At 73.8% G+C, this 14,454-nt stretch carries 9 protein-coding genes; 6 read left to right on the top strand and 3 right to left on the bottom strand.

Going from position 1 to position 14,454, the window contains the following annotated elements; translation table 11 throughout:
- Positions 1-388: 388 nt before the first annotated feature.
- The 4 genes from ACZ7GX_RS20155 (at position 389) to ACZ7GX_RS20140 (ending at position 7,475) form a co-directional block, all read left to right on the top strand.
- Positions 389-2,566 (top strand): hypothetical protein, encoded by a 2,178-nt coding sequence (locus ACZ7GX_RS20155; RefSeq protein WP_498778574.1) that lies wholly within the window; start codon positions 389-391, stop codon positions 2,564-2,566.
- Positions 2,567-2,576: 10 nt separating this feature from the next.
- Complete coding sequence (locus ACZ7GX_RS20150) at positions 2,577-3,563, top strand: AAA family ATPase (RefSeq protein WP_498778573.1); 987 nt, start codon at positions 2,577-2,579, stop codon at positions 3,561-3,563.
- Positions 3,560-4,708, top strand: a complete 1,149-nt coding sequence (locus tag ACZ7GX_RS20145; protein ID WP_498778572.1) for a DUF58 domain-containing protein — start codon at positions 3,560-3,562, stop codon at positions 4,706-4,708. The genes ACZ7GX_RS20150 and ACZ7GX_RS20145 overlap by 4 nt, the downstream gene beginning before the upstream one ends.
- 586 nt (positions 4,709-5,294) lie before the next feature.
- Entirely contained in the window at positions 5,295-7,475 is a 2,181-nt protein-coding gene (locus tag ACZ7GX_RS20140) for a transglutaminaseTgpA domain-containing protein (protein ID WP_498778571.1), read from the top strand.
- An 88-nt stretch (positions 7,476-7,563) separates the two neighbouring features.
- Here ACZ7GX_RS20140 and ACZ7GX_RS20135 read toward each other — a convergent pair whose 3' ends face one another.
- Positions 7,564-9,168, bottom strand: a complete 1,605-nt coding sequence (locus ACZ7GX_RS20135; protein ID WP_498778570.1) for a protein kinase domain-containing protein — start codon at positions 9,166-9,168, stop codon at positions 7,564-7,566.
- A gap of 136 nt (positions 9,169-9,304) precedes the next feature.
- Between ACZ7GX_RS20135 and ACZ7GX_RS20130 the strand changes: the two genes are divergently transcribed.
- Entirely contained in the window at positions 9,305-10,162 is an 858-nt protein-coding gene (locus tag ACZ7GX_RS20130; protein WP_498778569.1) for a universal stress protein, read from the top strand.
- A 94-nt stretch (positions 10,163-10,256) separates the two neighbouring features.
- Positions 10,257-11,498, top strand: coding sequence for an MFS transporter (locus ACZ7GX_RS20125; protein WP_498778568.1), 1,242 nt, complete (start codon positions 10,257-10,259; stop codon positions 11,496-11,498).
- Here the strand turns inward: ACZ7GX_RS20125 and ACZ7GX_RS20120 are convergent.
- Positions 11,485-13,155, bottom strand: coding sequence for an acyltransferase (locus ACZ7GX_RS20120; protein WP_498778567.1), 1,671 nt, complete (start codon positions 13,153-13,155; stop codon positions 11,485-11,487). The two genes, ACZ7GX_RS20125 and ACZ7GX_RS20120, sit on opposite strands and share 14 nt — an antisense overlap.
- Positions 13,152-14,237, bottom strand: coding sequence for a LacI family DNA-binding transcriptional regulator (locus ACZ7GX_RS20115; protein WP_498778566.1), 1,086 nt, complete (start codon positions 14,235-14,237; stop codon positions 13,152-13,154). Before ACZ7GX_RS20115 ends, ACZ7GX_RS20120 begins: the two co-directional genes overlap by 4 nt.
- Positions 14,238-14,454 lie beyond the last annotated feature (217 nt).

Raw genomic sequence — 14,454 nt, 5'->3', positions numbered from 1 at the left:
CGGGTCCGTTGTTGGTCGGGTTTCGTGTCATCCCACCGACCTCCCTACGGGCTACCACACGTATCAAGGGGGCGGTTCCAGCCCATCGTTCCTGTTGGGGTGGAGGTGCCCCCTTGACACGCGCGGTAGGGCGGAGCCAGGTCGGCGGGATGACACGAAGCCCTTCTGTTGGGAGAAGGGCGTGGCGGTGGACGAAGTGAGGGTGTGGCTGTTGGGAAAGGCGGGCGTGGCGGTGGGGTGGGCGTGGAGTTGGTGGGGTGGGGTAGTACCGCGTGTGGGGGAGGGTTGGTCCGATGTGGACGCATCCGGCCGAGTGGGGCGTGGGCCGAGCGGAGCAGGCTGGTGAGTTGTCTCAGAATTGTCATACAGGGCCGTTAACATCCCGCCCGTGGGAGCCAAGCTGGGCAGGATCGCGCGTCGGGCCATCGGCGCGGGCCGGCGGGAGTCGGCCAGTGTCAGCGCCGCCGCGTTAGGGTTGTTGTTGCTGGTCGGAGCCGCTCTCGGCGACGGCATCTCGCGCACGGCCGTCGAGGTTTCCGACGGGCTCACCTGGCTGAACGACGACCAGCGCGGCGAGGTCGTGCAGGTCAACCCCAGTTCCGGGAAGCCGCAGACGCGGTTGCAGGTCAGCGGGGCGGACGCGCAGTTGGAGATCGCGCAGTCCGACGACAAGCTGATCGTGCTCGACCGCCGCACCGGCCAGATCACCGTGATCGACCTGGCCACGTTGCTCTCCTCCGGTCGCAGGCAGGCGCCTCCCGGGCCGTCGGCGAAGGTGCTCATCGCGTCCGACCGGGTGTTCGTGGTCGACCGAGCGGCCGGTTCGGTGCACAACGCGGACCCCGTGACGTTGGCCGACATCGGCTCGCCGTGGCTCGCCGGGCAGCCGTTGGCGGACGTGGTCGCGGACGACGGTGGTGTGATCTGGGCCGTCGACCACGGTGGGAACCTGCACTCGTTGGAGTGGTCCGACGAAGACCTGAAGTTCTTGGAGCGGACCAACAAGGCGGTGTCGGGGGCCGGGCCGCGCACGGCGTTGGTGCCGCACGAGCGTGGCGTGACGTTGCTCGGGTTGGAGGGCGGCGTGGTGGTGCGCGACGGCACCGGCCGCGACCTCACCGCGAGCACGGCGTCGTTCACGGGCGAGGTGCTGGCCGCGCAGACGAGCCCGACGGGCCTGGTGCCGGCGTCGGTGCCGGACGCGTCGGTGGTCGTGCTGGTGAGCGGTGACGAGGTGGTCCGGGTGGACATGCGGCAGTTCGGCTGTCCCAAGCCCGGGCGGCCGGCGGTGTTCCGCGACCGGGTCTACGTGCCGTGCCTGGGTTCGGGCAAGGTCGTGGTGCTGGACCGGATGGGCAAGCGTGGCGCGGACGACGTGCGGACGGGCGGGTCGGGCGACCCGGCGCTGGTGTTCGACGACGGCAAGCTGTTCATCAACGCGCCGGGTGCCGATTCGGGTGTGATCGTGGACTCCGATGGCCGCACGCGGGACGTGGTGATCCGCAGTCCCGAGCTGCCGGTGATGGACCCGGAGCGGTCGCCGATCCCGAGTGTGCCGAGCCCTCCGCCGCCGCGCCCGGAGCCGCCGGCGCGGGACAACCGGGGCAACGGCCAGAACACGCAGGGCCGGGAGACGACTGTCGCGCCGGTGACGACGACGACGCCGAGTGCCGGTGTGCCGGGTGCGGCGCCGGGGCGTCCGGCGGGTGTGACGGTGTCGCAGAGCAGCAACAACGGCACGTCGGTGATCGTGGCGGTGAGCTGGAGCGCGGTGCCGGACGGCGGTGAGCCGATCACGGGGTACGAGGTGACGGGGACCGGCGGGTTCTCGGGTGGTTCCCGGGAGACGCGGGTGGCGGGCACGTCGGCCGAGCTGGTGCTGCCGTGCGCGGGGTCGACGTTCTGCGCGAGCGGGAAGCTGGACGTGTCGGTGGCGGCCTACAACCGGTTCGGGGTGGGTGAAGCGGGCACGGCGTCGTGGACGATTCGGCCGGCGGCCGGGACGACGACGACCACTCAGCCGCCGCCGGTGGTGACGACGACGACTCAGCCGCCGGTGGTCACCACGACGACCCAACCGCCCGTGGTTGTCACCACTACGACGACGACCACGCCGCCACCGCCGCCACCGTTGCCGACCGCGGGTGTCCAGGTGATCAGCACGGTCGGTGCGGGCAGTCACCAGTATGTGAAGAGGGTGACCACGGCGCCGCCGGCGGACTGGGCGAGCCACAGCGGCACGTGCGAGGTCGTCAACACGACGTATGGCAGCAGTGTGCCGATCGCGTGTTCCGGTGGTGTGGTGACGATCGACGTGGACCTCGGGTCGAACGTGCTCGTGGTGCGGGCGTACGGCGTGTCGGGCTCGGTGGACTCGAAGGCGTACAACGCGTTCGTGCAGGAACCGCCCCAGAACTGCGGCGGCGGGCGGATCTGCCGGCCGTTGAGCGTGCCCGAGTCGGACGAGAGCAACCAGTTGGTCGGCGGCGGGATCGGGTTGTTGGCGACGGCGTGGTTGTTGACCTTGCGCAACCGGCGGATGCGGCGCGACGAGTCGGAGCGATGAGGGGCGAGAAGTGACGAGTACGGCGGTGCCGGTGATCGGCGAGGACGAGATCGCGGAGTTCCGCGCCCTGCACGCGAGGCTCGGTGACGCGGTCGAGTCGGCGGTGCGGGGCAAGCGGGACGTGGTCGACCTCGTGCTGGTCGCGATGTTCGCCGGTGGGCACGTGCTGCTGGAGGACGTGCCGGGCACGGGCAAGACGACGTTGGCGCGGGCGGTGGCGGGGGCGTTGGGCGGTGTGTCGCGCCGGGTGCAGTTCACGCCCGACCTGCTGCCCTCGGACGTCACCGGCACGTCGGTGTACGACCCGCAGACCGGTGAGGTGCGGTTCCGGCCGGGGCCCGTGTTCGCGAACGTCGTGCTGGCGGACGAGATCAACCGCGCCGCCGCCAAGACGCAGTCGGCGCTGCTGGAGGTGATGGAGGAGCGGACGGTCACCGTGGACGGGGTGGCGCACGCGGTGCCGGCGCCGTTCCTGGTGGTGGCCACGCAGAACCCGATCGACCTGGACGGCACGTACCGGCTGCCCGAGGCGCAGTTGGACCGGTTCATGCTGCGCACGTCCATCGGCTACCCGTCGGTGGAGCACGAGATCGACGTGCTGCGGCCCGGGAGCGGCGCGGGGCAGGTGGGCGCGGTGCCGACGGTGACCAACCCGCACGTCGTCGCGGAGCAGGGGCGTCGGCTGGCGACGCTGCACGTGGCGGACCCGTTGTTGCGCTACATCAGCGACATCGGTGTCGCGTCGCGCGGGGACGGCCGGTTGCGGTTGGGTGCGAGCACGCGTGGTCTGCGTTCGCTGGTGCGGTGCGTGCAGGTGCACGCGGCGGCGCAGGGCAGGCACTTCGTGGTGCCGGGTGACGTGCAGGCGCTGGCCGTGCCCGTGTTGGCGCACCGGTTGGTGCTGACCCGCGAGGCGCAGTTGGCGGGCACGACGACCGAGGAGGTCCTGGCCGACGTCCTGGCGGGCGTGGCGGTGCCGAGACCGGCCGCGCGATGACCAGGGTGCGGCTGACCGCGCGGGGGCTGGGCGCGGTGCTGTCGGGCGTGCCGTTGGCGGGTTTGGGGTTGTGGTGGCGTTATCCGGGTGTGGCGGGGTTGGGCATCGCGTTGCTGGTGCTCGTGGCGGCGGGTGTGGTGTCGGTGTTGTCGCGGGCCCAGGTCGCGCCGAAGCGGGTCGTGCGGCCGAGGACCGTGCAGCGGTTGGGCGTGTGCACGGGTGTGGTGGAGCTGACGGGCACGAGCCGGCGTTTCCCGGTGGTGTTCGACGCGACCGACGAGGTGGCGGGCGAGGCGGTGGCGGTGGACCTCCCGCTGCTCGCGCCGGGGCAGAAGGTGAAGGTGGAGTACCCGATCCCGACGCACGCGCGGGGTTTGCTGAAGGTCGGGCCGTTGACGTTGAGCCGTCGGGGGTTGGCCGGGTTGGCGCACGCCCGGACGGTGGTGGGTGACGTGGTGGAGGTCCGCGTGGTGCCGCGCGTGCTGCCGGTGCGCGGTCTGCCCGGTGGGGTGCGGCGTGGGCACGTCGGCGCCGACGAGCGGGTGGAGCGCGGTGGGACGGACCTGGTGGGGTTGAGGGAGTACGTGCCGGGTGACGACTTGCGGCGGCTGCACTGGGCGACGTCCGCGCGGACCGGGACGTTGATGATCCGGGAGGACGCCGATCCGGCTCGTCCGCACCTGGCGGTGGTGCTCGACGATCACGCGGACGGGTATGCGGAGGCCAAGGACCTCGAGGACGCCGTGGAGGTGGCGGCGTCGCTGGTGGCGGTGGCGATCGCCGAGGGGCATCCCGTGCGGCTGGTGTCGTCGTCGGGTGCGGTGGACGTGGAGTTGCCGCCGGGTGCGGTGGACACGGACGCGTCGGTGGTGCTGGCGGCGTTGGCGGATCTGAAGGCGGCTGATCGTGGCGCGGTGGTGCGTTCGTTGCCGATCCGGGACTTGGACGTGGTGGCGGTGGTGTGCGGGGCGAAGGCCGAGCTGTCGGCGTTGATGCTGGAGGCGGGGCGGGCGTCGGTGGGGGTGGTGCTGGTGGTCGATCCGGAGGTGGTGCGGCCGATCTCGGCGGTCGGGTCGGTGTTGTTGCTGCGTGACGCGAAGGCAGAAGGGCTGTTGGACGCCTGGAACACGGCGGTGTCGCGGTGAGCGTGCAGCTGTCGCAGGTACCCGATCACCTCCCCACCCCACCTGGCGCGCCTATCCGACCTGCCCTGCCCGGCCGACCCTTGCCCGGCCGACCCTTGGAAGATCACCCGATAGCGTCATGGGCTCCGGGGATGAATGGAATCGCCGATTTTGTTGCCGGAAGTATGGAGGCGCGGCGCCCCGGCCTCGGGTGTGTCGGGGCGGTGGGCGCGTGAACGCGCGCGGGCCTGCGGATGACGGAGTGAGCGCCCACGGTGGAGGTGCGGATGACGGTCTGAGCCCCCGAGGTGCCCCGGGTGTGAGCGCCCGAGGCGCGAGTGCCGCCGGAGCAGGTGCGAGTGCCCCAGGTGCGAGTGCCGCCGGTGGAGGTGTGGGTGCTGCGGGTGGAGGTGCGGGTGCCGAGGGTGTGAGCGCCGACCGCGTGGGCAGCGCCGCTGGAGCAGGTGTGGGTGCCGCCGGAGTGGGCAGTGCCGCCCGAGGTGCGAGTGGCCGAGGCGTGAGCGCTGCCCGGGCGGGCAGTGCGGCGGCTGCGGCCCGCGGTGTGGGCGGTGTCCGTGTGGGTAATGCCCGGGTGGGCAGTGCTCGGGTGGCTTGGGCGGCGCTGCTGGTCGTGGTGGCCGCGTTGCACCTCGGCTCGGGGTGGCAGGGGTTCACGGCTTCGCTGGTGTTCGCGGGCGCGGCCGTCGTGGCGTTCGCGTGCCTGCCCCTGTTGCGGTGGCGGCGGATGCCTTCGGGGTTGGTGGCGTTCTCGCTGGTCGTGTTGGCGTTGGTCGGCGGGTACTGGGTGGCGAAGGGCTCGGCGATCGACTCGACCGACCCGGTGCCCGTGCTGCTGGACCTGGTGCCGCGCCTGCTGACCGCCGCACGGCCCGCGCCCGCCACGCCCGAGCTGCTGGTGCCGGGCGCGTTGCTGGTGTTCGGGGTGTCGCTGGTCGTGGTGCTGGCGGTGGTGGGGCGGGGGCGGGCGTTGTTGGCGCCTGTGGTCGGCGCGGCGGTGCTCTACACGTGCGCGGCGCTGTTGACGGCCGGGCGGGCGGATCGGCACGGGGTGGTCGCGGTGGTGTTGATCGCGCTCGTGGCGGTCGGGTGGTTGGTGGTGGACCGGCTGGAGGCCGGTGGCCGGATGTTGCTCGGGTTGCCCGCCGTGCCGGTGGCGGTGGTCGCGGCGCTGGCGGTGTTCCTGCCGTCCGGTGAGGCGTTCGAGCCGCGTGAGCTGGTGGAGCCGCCGGTGGCCGATCTGGGGGTGGCGAGCCCGTTGCCGCAATTGGCGTCGTGGGCGAACCTGGGCGACACCGAGCTGTTCCGGGTGCGCGGTCCGGAACGGGCGGTGCGGTTGGTGGCGTTGTCGGACTACTCGGGCGCGGCGTGGCGGGCGGCGTCGTTGTACGGGCCGATCGGGGCCGTGGCGGAGCCGGACCTGCCGTCGGGCGCGCGGGTGGACGAGGCCGAGGTGGAGATCACCGTCGGCGAGCTGGGCGGTCGTTGGCTGCCGACGGTCGGTCGGCCGACGGCGGTGACGCTGGACGGCGCGATGGTCGACCCGGACTCGGGGTCCTTGGTGCTGCGCCACGAGTTGACGCCCGGTCTGTCGTACCGGGTGCGGGGCGTGGTGGACGTGCCCGACGACGCGGACCTGCTGGACGCCACCGTGCCGACGAACGCGGGCCGCTACCTGGAGCTGCCGGGGCTGCCGTACTCGTTGGCGGAGTACGCGCGGCAGATCGTGCAGAACGCCCGGTCGCCGTACGAGCGGGCGGTGGCCATCGAGCAGGTGGTGAAGCAGGGACGGACGCCGGACGCGCAGGCGCCCGTCGGGTCGTCGTACGCGCGGCTGGAGCGGTTCCTGTTCGGCGGTCCCGGCGAGCCCGGCGCGAACGCGGGGACGGCCGAGCAGTTCGCGTCGGCGTTCGCGGTGCTGGCGCGGGCGGTGGGGCTGCCGACCCGGTTGGTCGTCGGCTTCCAGCCGGCGGACGGCGAGGAACGCGTGGTGCGCGGCAGCGACGCGACGGCGTGGCCCGAGGTGTACTTCGCCGGGTGGGGCTGGGTGCCGTTCGACCCGGTGTCGGGTGTGTCGTCGGGTGGGTCGAGCGCCGCGCAGAAGCGCGAGGTGCTCGACCGGTTGGCGTCCGTCACGGCCACGCCGACCAGCACGCCGCTGTCCGCGCCGCCGCCGTTGGTGACGCCGTCGAGCGCGGTCGCCGCGCAGGCGACGTCGGCCGGTTCGCAGCGGTGGATCGGGTACGCGGTGCTCGGCGGGGTGCCGGTGCTGATCCTGCTGGTGCTCGGGTTGGCACGGCTGGTGCGGCGCAACCGGCTGCGGGCCGAAGGCGCGACCGGCGCCTGGGCCTACGTGCTGGACGGGTTGTTGCTGGCCGGCCGGACACCGTCCCCGGATCGGACCGCGCCGGACATCGCGGCGGGTCTGGGGTCGGCGCCGGCGCTGGAGTTGGCCCGGTTGGCGGATTACGCGGCCTTCGCCCCGGACCCCGGTCGGCCCCGGGTCGGATACCCGGTGGCGGCGGGACCGACGGCCGGTCAGCCCCTGAAGATGGGACCGACGGCCGGTCACCCGGTGGCCACGGGAGCGGCGGCCGGTCACTCCGGGGAGATGGGACGCGGGGCGATGACGACGGGAGCCGCGGGGCGCGCTGGCGGGACGTCGGCGTGGTCGTTGGCGCGGCAGGTGCGCGGTGGGCTGCGGCGTGGGGTGCCTTGGTACCGCAGAATGTTCTGGGCGGTCGACCCGCGGCCGCTGCGGCGGCGTTAGCGGGCAGGCGTGGGCAGGGCGACTGCGGCGTTAGCGTGCGGCGTCAGCGGTTGGGGCTGAGGTCTCAGCCGTTGGGCGGGGCGGGGTGTCAGCCGTTGCGCACGGCGCACGTGCGGGCTGACGCGCCGCGTTGCGTGGCCGGGTCGTCGAGACCGATGGCGAGCACCTGGAAGCAGTACTGCGGCGCCTTCGGCTCCAAGCCCTCCAGCACGTGCGACGTCGCACCGGCCGCCACGGTCACCAGCGGCCGCGCCGCGGAGCCCGTCACGTCGACCACGACGAACTGCGCGTTGCCCTCGCTCGGATCCGTCCAGAACAGCTCGATCCGGTCACCGCCGTCCTCCAGCCGCTTGAGCACCGGCGTGAACCGCGGATCGCCGCCCTCGGGCAGGCTGGCGGTCGTGGTGGTCACCGCCGTCGTGGTGGTGGTCGTGGCCACCGTGGACGGCGGCGCGGCGGCCTGCTCCGACCGGCCGGGCAGGTTCAGCGCCACGCCGACCACCACTCCGGCGAACACCGCGCTCACCCCGGCCAGCTTCCACGACCGGCGCGGCCGGGACGGCGGCGGCTCCGGCAGTTCCACCAACGGCGGCGGTGGCGGCGGCACGGGTGGGCGGCGCTCGGCGTTGTGCCGGACGGTCAGGTCGGCCAGGTCCTCGGTCCACGTCCTCACCGGCTCGGGCGCGGCGACGACCGGTTCCGCCGCCGCCTCGACCACCGGCCTGGGACCGAAGTCCGGCAGCTCGGTCGGACCCTCCGGGTAGTGCTCCGGCACCTCCCGCCGCACCGCCGCCGTGTGCTCCGGGTCCACTGTGGACTGCGGCGTCCACGTCGGCACCGCCGCCAGCGCCGCGCGGACCGCCGCCGCGTCCGGGAACCGCTCCTCCCGCTCCTTGCGCAGGCACCGCAGGATGATCGCGACCAGCTCGGCGGGCACGTCCCGGCGCAGCAGCGACCTCGGCGGCGCCTCGCGCACCCGCCCCAGGTAGGCGAGCATGGTGTCCTCGCCGGGGTTGGCCGACGCGAACGGCGGCTCGCCGTCCAGCAGCGTGAACAGGGTCGAACCCAGCGACCACAGGTCGTCGGCCGCGGCGGGTGGTCGGCCGTCCACCATCTGCGGCGCCGCGTGCCGGTAGCTGACCAGCTGCAACGACGCCGTGTGCGCCGCGTCCGCGCCGCGCGCGATGCCGAAGTCGGCCAGCACGTAGGACGTCGGCAGGACCAGGATGTTCTGCGGCTTCACGTCCCGGTGCAGGATGCCCTGGCCGTGCGCGAACGACAGCGCGTCGGCCACCGCGATCCCGGCCGCGACCACCTCGTGCACGGGCAGCGGCCCGCGCTGCCGCAACCGGTCGTGCAGCGAACCGAGGTCGTGGTACTCCATCACGATGCACGGCCGCCCGCCGATCACCCCGGTGTCCAGCACGGTCACGATGTGCGGGTGCTGGCGGCCGAGCCGGACGGTGATCTCCAGCTCGCGGTGGAACCGGCTGACCGTGTCCGCGTCGGTCACGTCGAGCACCTTCACCGCGACGTCACGGCCGAGCCCGTCCTGCGTGGCCCGGTACACGGTGCCCTCGCCGCCGTGCGCGACGAGCCGGAAGTCGCTGTAGCCGGGCAGCGCGACGGCCGGCGCCGCACCGCTCGAGCCGGGCGGGGGCGCCCAGGCCAGCAGGTCGTCGGCGGGGTCCACGGCGCCGATCGTATCGGGCGGGCCCGACACCGGGAGGCGTTCGCCGAACGGGGGTGCGGCCCGGTGCCGAAGTGCGGCCGGCCGCCCGCCGTCGGATGGTGTGGGTGTCGCTGACGTCGGCTGGAGGGAACCTGTGATGAGTGGCCCGATCGTGGTCGGGGTGGACGGTTCGGAGTCGGCGCTGACGGCCGTGCGGTGGGCGGCCGGGGCCGCCGCACGGCACCGGGCGCCGCTCCAGCTCGTGCACGCCTACCTGCTGCCCAAGCGCGGCTACCCCGACATCGTGCTGAGCGGTCGCGACGTGCGGGAGGCGTTCGAGGAGCAGGGCAGGCAGTGGCTGGGGGCGGCGGCCGCGAGCGTGCGCGACCTCGTGCCGGAGGTGCGCACGTCCGTGGTGGCCGCCCAGCCCGCCGCCGCGGTGATCGCCGCGTCCCGCGACGCCCGGCTCGTCGTGCTCGGCTCCCAGGGGCTGGGCGGGTTCCTCGGGATGATCGTCGGGTCGGTGGCGGTGTCGGTCGCCACGCACGGCCACAGCCCCGTGGTCGTCGTCCGCGGCCCGTACCCGGAGACCGGCCCGGTCGTGCTCGGCGTGGACGGCTCCCCGGCGGGTGAGGCGGCGATCGGGTTCGCGTTCGAGGAGGCGTCGGCGCGGGACGCGACGCTCACCGCGCTGATCGCCTGGACGCCGCTGCTCGCCGGCACCCCCTACGCCGACAAGGTGCGCGTGCAGTGGGACGAGATGGAGGAGCAGCAGCGGCAGTTGCTGGCCCAACGGCTGGCCGGGTGGCAGGAGAAGTTCCCGGACGTGGTGGTCGAGCGGCGGGTGGTGCGCGAGCGCTCGACGAAAGCCCTGCTCGACGCGGGCCGGGACGCGCAGCTGCTGGTCGTCGGCAGCCGCGGCCGCGGTGGCTTCACGGGCATGCTCCTGGGCTCCACCAGCCAGGCGATGGTCTACCACGCGCCGTGCCCGCTGGCCGTCGTCCGGGCGGACTGACCCACCGCGCCGCCGGCCGAGGTGATCTTCGGGCATGATCGGCACCGCGAGGTGGACGCCTCGGTCCGTACCGGCGACGCGGCGGGGGAGCGGAATGGTCGCAGTGCTCGGCGATCTGCGGGACAACCGGGACCTGGCGGTGCTGGTGGGCGGGTCCGGGGTGGCCGCCCTCGGCGCGCAGCTCACGCTGGTCGGGTTCACCACCGAGCTGGCCCGGTCGGGCGCGTCCGCGGTGGCCGGGCTGTTCGTGGCCGTCGCGCTGGGCGTGGTGCTCGGCACACCGCTCGCCGGGTGGGCGGTCGACCGGTTCCCCCACCGGCTGCTGCTCGTCGTCGCGGTGTTCGCCCAGGTGCTGCTGCTGGTCGGGCTGCTGTTCGGGTACGTGCGGCTGCCCGTGCTGCACGGCCTGGTGGCGTTGCTCGGCGTGTGCGGCGTCGTCGTGCGGACGTGCGCGTCCGCGCTGATCCCGGTGGCCACCGGCGAGGACGGCGCGGCCCGCGGCCACGCGGCGTTGTCGTCGGCGCAGAACGCCGGGTCCGTGGCGGGCATCGTGCTCGGCGGCGTGATCGCGGTCGGGCCGGGCGTCGAGTGGGCCGTGATGCTCGACGCGGTGTCGGCGTTCACGCACCTCGCGCTGGTCGTGGTGTGGCTGCGGGCGGACCGCGATCCCCGGCGGGACGACGGCGCGGCCACGCCGGGCGGCCAGTGGAGCGGCTGGGTGCTGCTGCGCAGCGACCGGCTGCTGCTGGGGCGCGTCGTCGCGCAGGCCGTGGTCGGCGTGGCCGTGGCGATCGCGCTGGTCAACCAGGTGTTCCTGGTCTTCGGCCCGATCGGCGGCAACGAGTTCACCTACAGCGCCGTGCTCGCGTGCTGGACCGCGGGCCTGCTGCTCGGTGCGAACCTGACCCGCCGCGTCACCACTACGCGCGGGTTGGTCGCGGCCTTCGCCGCGGCGAACCTGGTGCTGGCGCTGGCGTTGGCCGCACCCGCGCAGCTGCCGCACCTCGTGGTGAACGCGGTGGCGTGGCTGGTGGCGGGCGCGTGCGGCTCGGTGCAGAACGTGACGTTGAACGGCCTGGTCGAGGCCAGGACCTCGGACGCGGTCCGGGGACGCGTGGTGGCCACCGTCGGCGCGGTCACCACCTGCTCGGGCGTGGTCGGCATCCTGGTGGCGGGCGTGGTCGTCGGCACGGCGGGCCCGTTGGCGGCGCTCACCGCGGCGTCGGGCTTCGCCCTGGTGGCGGCCCTGATGGCGGTGCTGTCGGTGCTGCGCCGCGACCACCTGCGCGCCTCCGTCGCCGCCGAGGTCGACCGCGCGTCGGTCAGGACGGGCTGACCGCGGGTTCGGGTCGGTGCACGCCGCGCGGCCGGTAGGGCAGGACGTCGGCCAGGCCGAGCAGGTCGGCGAGCAGCCATGCGATCGCCAGCCACATCTCGGTGCCCTGCAGGACCGGCGCGGTGGCGGGGAGACCGGCGGTCGTGGGGTGCGGCGCCCGGAAGCCGAAGCCCGCGCCGCCGGTCCAGTGGCCCAGCGCGTCGCCGAGCAGCCGGCGCGCGACCTCCAGCACCTCGTCGGCGCGGTGCCCGGTGTGGCGGGTCAGCCAGAGCGGGTGGGCGACGTCGAGGACGTTGCACGCGTCCTGCCGGTCCGGGCGGAAGAAGCGGGGGTCGCGGACGTGCCGCAGGACGGTGTCGACGACGCGTCCCGGGTGGGGCACGGGCACGCCGAACTGGGCGAACGTGCCGCGTGAGGCCCGGTAGTAGCCGTTGACGAGTCGGCGCAGGCCGTCGTCGGGCGACGGCCTGCCCCACATGCCGGTGTCGGGGTCCGCGGTGGTGACCAGCCGGCCGAAGAGGGCTTCGGTCGTGCCCGGCGCGTTGGGGGTCCCCCGCCGCCGGTTCCAGTGCAGGGCGGTGCCCAGCGCGTCCACCCGGGCGCCCGCCGACCAGGCGTCGGTGGTCCACGGCTGCCGTTCCAGGTCGGTGACCAGCTCTTCGGCGGTCATCCGGGACACGGCGCGGATCGGCTCGGGGAAGCCGCTGCCCAGCAGGTCGAGCGCGTAGCCGACGGACAGGACGTGGTAGGCGGTGTCCGGGTCGGACAGGTCGGCCCCGGTCGGCCGCGTGCCGCCGTCCGGGAGCACGCCGACCAGGCCGGTCTCCGGGTCCTGCCAGCCGCGCAGCCGGTCGACCTGGGCTCGGGCGGGCAGTTGGTCGGGTGCGCGGCCGAGCAGCAGGTCGGCGACCTCGATCGCGTCGCACTGGGCGCGGACGGTCGGCGTCGACCCCGGTCGGTCGGCGAACAGCCCGAGGTCGGGGTTCCAGCAGCGCTCCAGCACCTGCTCGGCCTGGGCGCGGGCGGTCTCGGCGAACGCGGTGAGCCGGCCGACGAGGTCGTCGGGTCGTGGCGCGGGGGCGGGCACGCGCCGGCGGAGGACCTTGGCCGGGTTGCCGCCGACGACCGCGCCGGCCGGGACGTCCTTGGTGACCACGGCGCCGGCGGCGATCACCGACCGGTCGCCGACCGTCACCCCGTCGAGGACGACGACGTGCGAGCCGATCCAGACGTCGTCGCCGACGGTGATGCCGACCGAGCGCAGCGGCTGCCGGAACACCTCCGTGTCGGGGTCGTCGAAGGTGTGGTTGAACGCGAGGATCGAGGTGTGCGCGCCGATGCGCACGGCGTCGCCCAGGCGGATGTCGCCGCGCACCACCGCGTACGGGTTGATCGAGCAGTCACGGCCGGCGCGCAGCGACCCGCTCAGGTAGGCGCCCGCGGCGACGTAGCCGCCGTGGCCGAGGGTGAGCTCCTCGTTCTGCACGGAGGCGAGCTCGGAGAGGAAGCACCGCTCGCCGATCTCGTAGCCGCGCTGCTCGACGAGGCGCCGCCGGAGGTCCCGCTGGCGTTGCCGCGCCGGCTCGTCGGCCTCGTCCCAGAACGACCAGGGCGAGTAGTCGAAGCGCGTGCGGTCGAACGGCCCGACCCCGGTCACGGCCGGGAACCGGAACGCACGACGGGGCGCACCGAGTCGCGCACGACGATGTGGGTGCCGAGCATGACCCGCTCGGGCGTGCCCGACTTGTCCCGTCCGCGTTGCAGCGCCATGCGCACGGCGGTGCGGCCCAGCTCCTCGTGCGGCACGTGGACGGTGGTGAGGCCGATGTCGGCGGCCGGCGGCAGGTCGTCGAAGCCCACCATGGAGATGTCGTCGGGGATGCTCAGGCCGTGCTCGCGCAACGCCTGGCGGGCGCCCGCGGCGATGAGGTCGTTGCCGGCGAAGACGGCGGTGAAGTCGGGTGGTCCGGCGGCGAGCCGCTCGCTGATCATCCGGTAGCCCTCGTGCCGCTCCATGCTGCCCTCGACCTCCAACCCGGGGTCGTGCTCCACGTGGTGGTCGGCGAGGGCCTTGCGGTAGCCCGCGACGCGGCTCTCCGGAGTGGTGTAGTTGTCGCGCCTGCCCAGGAACAGGATGCGGTCGTGGCCCGCGGACAGCAGGTGGCTGGTGATGGCGTACGCGCCGCCGGTGTTGTCGTACTCCACGACGAGGGCGGGCACGTCGGGGCCGAGCGGCGGCCGTCCGCACAGGACCAGCTGGGAACCGGCGAGCGCCAGCGCGCGGGCGTACTCGGCCATGCGGTCGCGGTACGCCTGGTCCGCCACGACGTTGCCGACGAGGATCACGCACTCGGCGTGCTCCTCGCGCATCAGCTGGACCGTGGCGAGCTCCCGCTCGGGGTCGCTCCCGGTGGTGCCGACGATGCAGAGCTTGCCCTCGATCGCGGCCTGGGTCTGCACGCCCTGCGCGACGTGGGCGTAGTGCGGCGAGACGACCGAGTTGACGATGATGGCGACGCTGCGGCTGCTCGCGCCCGCCAGCCCGCGCGCGTTGGCGTTGGCCACGTAGTCCAGCTCGCGCACCGCCCGCAGGACCCTGGTGCGCGTCGCGGGCGCGCCGGGGTAGGTGCCCGACAGGATCCGGGAGACGGTCGCGACGGACACCCCGGCGTGCGCGGCCACGTCGCGGATCGTCGTCGGCCGCGGCCCTTCGTTCTCGGACGCCGCTCGCCGAACCATCCCGCCTCCGTCTGCCGTCGTGCGACTCGCTGGTAAAACGCTTGCACGCGATGTTTCCGGCGGACTGTCCCGGTGTCAAATCACCATTCCGGCGGATTCGCCCCGGTGTGGGCGCGTGCGGCGACGCCTTCCTGTAACCGTATACCGCCGTTCGTGGACATCTTGACAGGGGTGATGGCCCATGCTGGCATTACGGGGCTGTAAACGTTTTCATCAC

It is taken from the genome of Actinosynnema sp. NPDC037264, from assembly GCF_055603705.1.
This window is presented reverse-complemented; position numbering and strand designations above follow the sequence as displayed.

What these genes read in the sequence shown, in the direction of transcription:
- ACZ7GX_RS20115 (WP_498778566.1), bottom strand. Translation starts at nt 14,237, where the DNA reads ATGGTTCGGCGAGCGGCGTCCGAGAACGAAGGGCCGCGGCCGACGACG.
- ACZ7GX_RS20125 (WP_498778568.1), top strand. Translation starts at nt 10,257, where the DNA reads ATGGTCGCAGTGCTCGGCGATCTGCGGGACAACCGGGACCTGGCGGTG.
- ACZ7GX_RS20130 (WP_498778569.1), top strand. Translation starts at nt 9,305, where the DNA reads ATGAGTGGCCCGATCGTGGTCGGGGTGGACGGTTCGGAGTCGGCGCTG.
- ACZ7GX_RS20145 (WP_498778572.1), top strand. Translation starts at nt 3,560, where the DNA reads ATGACCAGGGTGCGGCTGACCGCGCGGGGGCTGGGCGCGGTGCTGTCG.